The sequence below is a fragment of the Faecalibacterium sp. OM04-11BH genome (assembly GCF_003482185.1).
GTDB classification, from domain to species: domain Bacteria; phylum Bacillota; class Clostridia; order Oscillospirales; family Ruminococcaceae; genus Faecalibacterium; species Faecalibacterium tardum.
Genome location: NZ_QULS01000020.1, coordinates 22998 through 28997, shown reverse-complemented (window position 1 = coordinate 28997; position 6000 = coordinate 22998). Strand labels below are relative to the sequence as shown.

The window sequence follows — 6000 nt, the reverse complement described above, 5'->3', positions numbered from 1 at the left end:
GGCATCACCAATATGCTGAACGCTATCCAGATGGGCATTCTGACCAGCTCCACCAAGGAACGGCTGGAAGCTCTGGAAGATCAGCGAAAAGAACTGCAAGCCCGCATTGCAGAGGAACGGCTGGCTAAGCCAAAGATGAAAGAGGAGTTCGTCCGGTTTTGGCTGCTTCGCTTCCGCAAGCTGGATATGACCCAGCCGGAGCAGCGGCAGGCACTGGTGGACACCTTCATCAATGACATCTATCTCTACGATGATAAGGTACTTATTACCTTTAATTATAAGGAAGGTACAGAAACGGTCGCTTTCGGGGAAGCCGTAAAAGCGGAGAAAAGTTCGGATATGAGTGCGCGAGGTGCACCAAACTTTGAACGTAAAATCGTAAGATTTAGCGTTCTTTCTTTATGTAGGAAAGCGGCTGCACACTTTCTGCACACCGTTTGCACATTTGCCCGAATCAGGGGCTTTTCTGCGCAAGGTTTGCACAGCCTGCTTTCCTTTGCATAAAAAGAAGAGAAGTTAGGCGAACAAGGCTCTCGTCAACTCTCTGCGTTCATCTGCGTCCATCAGCCGGATGGCTTCAAGGATATCCTTACCGGAGATTTTTGTTGCCGCCGGCTTTTCGTTTTGTCGGGGCTGAGGTGCTGTCGGAGTAAGGTCTTGGGAATAGAAGTTCGCTTCGATCTTCTCGGTCAGCTCCAGACGGGGCTTGTCCTGCGTGTGGGCGTAGGTGTCCATCAGGACAGATGCGGTGGCGTGACCTGTATTGCCCTGCACCGACTTGAAGTCGCCGTCCGACTGCAACAGCTGATAGGTGGCACTGGAATGCCGCAGACCGTGGAACACGATCTGCTCAAACTCCAGGTGCTCGGCTCTCCACAGACGGTACCATTTCGTCAGCAACTCCGGTGCGATGGGCAAGCCGTCCGGGAGCCGGAACAGCTGCCCGCAGTTGCTGTACTTCTCCGGGGCGTTCTGCTCGTCCTGTTTGAGCTTTTCAAGCCATGCCAGAAGTTCCTCTTTCAGAGGTTTGGTCATATACAGGATACGACTTGACTTCTTGGTCTTGGGCTTTTTCAGGATGAGAGAGGACTTACTCCCTCACGCCTGTCTGGGAAGGTGTGGTAGACCTGCTTGGGGTCGAGCTTTTCCAGAGCGTCCTTGTTGGCTCGCTGCATGGTCTTACTGACCGAGATAGTACCACGCCCATCGGCGGCATCAAAGTCCAGATCACTCGGCTGCAAGCCGAGAATTTCGCCCTCACGGAGCGAAAGGATCATGCTCATGTGCACCGCCAGATGCAGGGCAGGGTTCTCGATGGTCTGCAAGGCTGCCAGCATGGTTTTCTCGTCCCAGATGGTACGCTCCTCAATGTTGATCTTGGGCGCATCACGGGGCAGGGGAATCTTGTGGATCAAGTCCCATTCCACCGCATAGGAAAATGCGGTCTTGAGCAGCGTGTGGACTTCGTGGATAGAGGTGCTGGACAGCAGCCGCTTCTTCTGCTTCTTGGACAGGTCCTGCTTCACACCGTGCACATACTGCCCGCAGGGGGTCTTGGCAAGGGTGGAATAGAACTTCTCAATGTCGTAGGTTCGCAGTTCCTGCACCTTCCGTTTCCCGATATACGGCACGATAAGATTCTGCACCATCGCCACAGACTGGGTGTAGGTCTTGGGAGACCATTTGTGCTTGGTGGACTGAATCGGGATCCATTTGTACAGCATCTCCTCCACCGTCATGGTGTCGGGGACAAGGAACGTGCCGTCCAGCAGCTCTTTCTCGACCGTGATTTTTCGCTCCTGCGCCTCCTTTTTGGTCTTGAAACTCTCCCATCCCTCGCATGGCTTGCCGGAATGGTCTTTGTACTTGTAACGGACGGAGTAGGAATCTCCGCGCTTCATGATAGATGCCATAGATTACCTCCCTCAGACCGCTGCAAACCAGTTGTCGAAGCTCTGCTTGTTCACCCGGATGCTGGTGCCGATGCGCAGCACCCGGAAATCCTTCGTGGTGTTGCACAGGTTGTACGCAGCGCGGGGAGAAATCGCCAAAAGCTGGGCAATCTCTTCAACCCGGTAAACAAGGGGTTCGAGTTTGGCTGCTTTGGTCTGGTCAGAAGATTCAATGGCAGGGGATTTAGACACCTCTATTGTAGCGAGGTTCGAGTCCATTTGCAAGGATTTATTCGTATAATCTTTATATTTCACATCTTCGGTCATGTCAGGCCGATTCATATTCATAGGCAGACCTCCAATTCCTTGTAACCGAACGCCTGTAACCGTGCAGGAAAACTCTCTTTTTCTGCACGCAGGGCATCCGGTGGGCTTTATACTTTTTCTTCTCTTTTTAAGGTTACATGGTTACAGAAAGCGGAAAACGCAGCAATCATGCGGTTTTTGCGCTGTAACTGCAGCGTAACCAAACCTGTAACTGACCGTGTAACCGCTATCCATCAGAAGGGAAAGCCCAGTTGTTGGGCTTCCACATCCGTTATTTCGGAGAAATTTTCAGCCCCGGTTTCGGGGCTGGTTACGCGCTCCCAGCCTTTCTGAACGCCGTACTTCGGGTAACGCTTGGCGGTCTTGTGAGCCTGCCAGCCTTGGATATCGCCGCGCGAAATGCCGGTGTTCATGATCTCGCAGATAGCGCGGGTCTCCCACTCTGCCGGGATATTGGTGTTGCCCAGTGCTTCCGCATAGAGTTGTTTGGAACACACCCGGTCACCCGTGTAGTCCTCCAGAAAGGCATAGATCATGCCCGCCTGCGCATCCTCCTGCATGAAGTCCTGCTGATGGGCTTGCAGCGTTTCCTGCATGGCGGGGCTGAACGCCAGCTTGTAATTACCGCTGTTGTAGATGGTCATGGCTTCTGCCCAAAGCTGGTCGATATAGGCACGGGATTCCTCCTCGTTGTCCAGAATGTGAACTTCGGCCAGTTCCGCGTCCACCGGGATGGGAATAAAGCGGCGGTTGCCCGTGCGGTCACGGGGCAAAAAATCCTGCCGGTTGGTCGTGCCAGCAAAAACACACTGGCGCAGACGGTCGGCAGGATGTGTTTCGTAGGGGACTTTATAGGTCTCCTTCTGCTTGCTGAGAAAGCTCTTGATCTCCTCGATGCTTTTGGCATTGGCGGTGGCGATCATCTCCGACATTTCAATGATCCAGTGCCCTTGCAGCTTGCGGTACACGTTGTCATCATCCAGCCGCCGCAGGTCATCCGAGAACCACTCGTCCTTAACGGCCAGCAGACGGAAGAAGGTGGACTTCCCCGGGTCTCGCCTGTCGGCTCGGTCGGTGCTTCAAAATGCCTGCAGCATTTTGAGGTCGCCACTGGCGACCCGCACCCTTGCCCGCCCACCAGACAGAGCATGGTCTCAAACTTACATCCCGGCTGGAACACGCGCTTAATGGCTCCCAGCAGGAAGATCTTCATGGCTTCGCAAGTGTACTCGTCCTCCGCAGCACCGAGGAAGTGGTGCAGGACATGGGCTATCCGTTCGGTCCCATCCCATTGCAGGCCGTTCAGGTAATCCCGGATGGGATGATAACGGTTCTCGTTGGCAACAATGCGGATGGCGGATTCGATCTTCTTTTCGCTGGAAATGCCGTACTTCTCCATTCTCCGCAGGATATACTTCATATCGGTGTCGTTCAGGGTCTTGCCGGAGCGAGGCCACCCCACAGGCTTTACGATGTCGATGCGCTCACTCAACAAGTTCAGCCGGATGGCATCGGCAAGCACATGGTCATTCTGCAAAATCGTGATACAGTTCTGGATCGTCCGCTGAATTTCGCCATTGGAGTGCTTGGTCAGCATTTCTTTCACATCGGCAACGGTTCGGGGAGCACATTCTTCTTGATTGACTTCTTTGCTCAATAAACATCACCTCGTGTTTCTGATTTTTCGGCGGTAGGCGGTGCAGATGGCTTCCGCTGTGCCTGTTCTGCCTGCAAGCGATTCAGCAGTTGCAGAACGGAATCCCGTGCTTTCTCCTTGACCTGTTCTTTGCCTTTCTGCCGAACTTCCGGCTTCAGCAGCTTCTCTTGCAGACGTGTAGCGGTGGTCTGCATAGTCTTGAGGAACTTGTCCAGCACGGTGTCCAACCGATGGGCGGCGTACTCTCTCGTGGCCTGCGGAGCTTTGCGTTCCGGGGACAGCACCCACTTCTTCGTGTCCTCGATCATCCGCATATCCTCTTTCCGAGTTTCGGTGTGTACCACGTCCGTCACGACCTCCACCGCCTTGTCATAGGCCGCAGCCGAAACATTTTCCAGCAGGGTCTCCATATCCGAAACTTTCAGGGTCAGCTCGTCCAGCTTGCTCTGCTGGGAGGCAATCTGCTCCTTTTGCTTGGCAAGGATGAAGTCCTGCTTTTCCAGATATTTGCGGTTGCCGTACTCCGCTTCTTCCTCCAAATCCAGCCCATGACGTTTGGCGATTTCAAACAGCATCTTCCGGCAGGTTGCATCAAAGGAGATTTTGCGTTTTTTGCGGCGGCTGAGAGGCTTATTCGGGTCGGGCAAGTTGAAGCCCAACGCTTCCAGTGCCTTTTCCTGCTGAGGAGCGATCTCGCCATACCGGTTCTCGCAGTCGAATACATGACGCTCGTGGATATGAGGTGTACTTTCGTCCAAATGCAGCGCCCAGTCCAGCACATGAACGTGTTCGCCAAACTTGGCCTTGAACTCGTCAATGAACTCGGTGACGATGTTCAGCAAGTCCTCTGCGGAAGCGTGTTCATCCAGCGTCCCAAGCTGGTAGATAGTTTCCTCTGGGCAGGTCTTGCGGCTGGACAGTAGGTCGGGAATGCTGCGGTTTCGTCCGTGTGCCGAATTTTGGCGTTGCGCTCGTTCTGGCTTTCCACAAAAGCTGTGTAGTGGGTTTCGTAGAACTGCCGTTCTACGTCCGAGAAGGTTGTCGCCAGATCGTCCGGGTCTTGCGGATCGAGAGCCGAACGGAAGCCGTGGAAGTAGTCCCAGTAGATATTGCTCTTGGCTCGTTCCGGGTCGATGTGTTCACTGTTGGCAAGGTTGAAACTGCGGTCGTTGTGCTTTGGGTTGTAAGTGCCGTGGGTTCCGGCTCGTCCGTTGTGTCGTGTTAATTTCAGATAGACATCCCTCCGTTTCAACAGCTTGGCGTGGAAAAACGCAGCAGCGAAGCTGCTGGATCTGCCGCTGTTTTGCGCCAGATAATACCCAGTAGGATATGACGCACAGCATCATATCACTGGGCAAGGCGTTCCCCCTTGACTCCCTTCAACGGGCCATTTTGGCCCGTTGATTTTGGCAAGCTGGCGGGCAAAGATTTGCGAATCCCTGCCCACAGCTCGTCCGGCTTTTTCAGTGGGCCATTTTGACCCACTGATTCTGTTACGGTCAGAATCAGGTTGTCATCTTGGCAACCTGATTTTCAACGACCTTGAGGCGTTACAGGTAGAATCAAGTGCTCATTTTGATCACCTGATTTTTACGGAGTGGGCGCGACGCGTAACAGATAAAACCGAAGTTCTCAAAATGATAACGCCGGTGGCTTCGTTGCAGATGAAATCAAGTTATCATTTTGACAACCTGATTTTGATACGGCTACAATCAAGTTCCCAAAGTGGGAACTTGATTCGGCAGGAGTTACAAATCAAGTTACGGAAAGCGTAACCTGATTTCAGATGACAGCCCAAATTCCCACTTTGGGGATTTGGGAGTAAGCGATTAGGCGTTACGGTAAAGTGGTACTTCCCAGAATGGGAAGCACCACTTTACGGGATAAAAGCGAGCGTGGATAAGGAACTTGACAAACTTTGTCAAGTTCCTAAAAGAGAAGTGTGTGCGATTGTTTTACGCTGGCGGTAGCCTTTCTGCCGACAGGCATTGCTGCAATATCTGGCATCTGCCCGAATCGGTAAGAACTGCTCCCCGCAGCAAGCGCAGGTATACTTTCCTCGCTCAACGCGCTTTTTAAGGCTTTTCCGCAGATTCAGCATCTTGTGACCGCAAGTCTGGAAGC

General features: G+C 53.2%; 2 protein-coding genes and 3 pseudogenes. 1 reads left to right on the top strand and 4 read right to left on the bottom strand.

Annotation, left to right across the window (positions count from 1 at the left end; genetic code table 11):
- Positions 1–504 (top strand): annotated as a pseudogene (locus DXB44_RS14855) (recombinase family protein); the annotation flags it as partial.
- 12 nt (positions 505–516) lie between these two features.
- On the opposite strand, the pseudogene DXB44_RS15040 reads toward DXB44_RS14855, so the two are convergent.
- From DXB44_RS15040 to DXB44_RS13185, 4 genes and pseudogenes are all read right to left on the bottom strand, one after another.
- Positions 517–1913, bottom strand: a pseudogene (locus DXB44_RS15040) (tyrosine-type recombinase/integrase).
- A gap of 12 nt (positions 1914–1925) precedes the next feature.
- Positions 1926–2240, bottom strand: coding sequence for a helix-turn-helix domain-containing protein (locus DXB44_RS13195; protein ID WP_118659010.1), 315 nt, complete (start codon positions 2238–2240; stop codon positions 1926–1928).
- 212 nt (positions 2241–2452) lie between these two features.
- Positions 2453–3816, bottom strand: a pseudogene (locus DXB44_RS13190) (virulence-associated E family protein).
- A 56-nt stretch (positions 3817–3872) separates the two neighbouring features.
- Complete coding sequence (locus DXB44_RS13185; RefSeq protein WP_243111164.1) at positions 3873–4718, bottom strand: hypothetical protein; 846 nt, start codon at positions 4716–4718, stop codon at positions 3873–3875.
- Positions 4719–6000: the final 1282 nt, after the last annotated feature.

Coding starts and splice junctions, on each gene's coding strand:
- DXB44_RS13195 (WP_118659010.1), bottom strand. CDS start 2,240: ATGAATATGAATCGGCCTGACATGACCGAAGATGTGAAATATAAAGAT.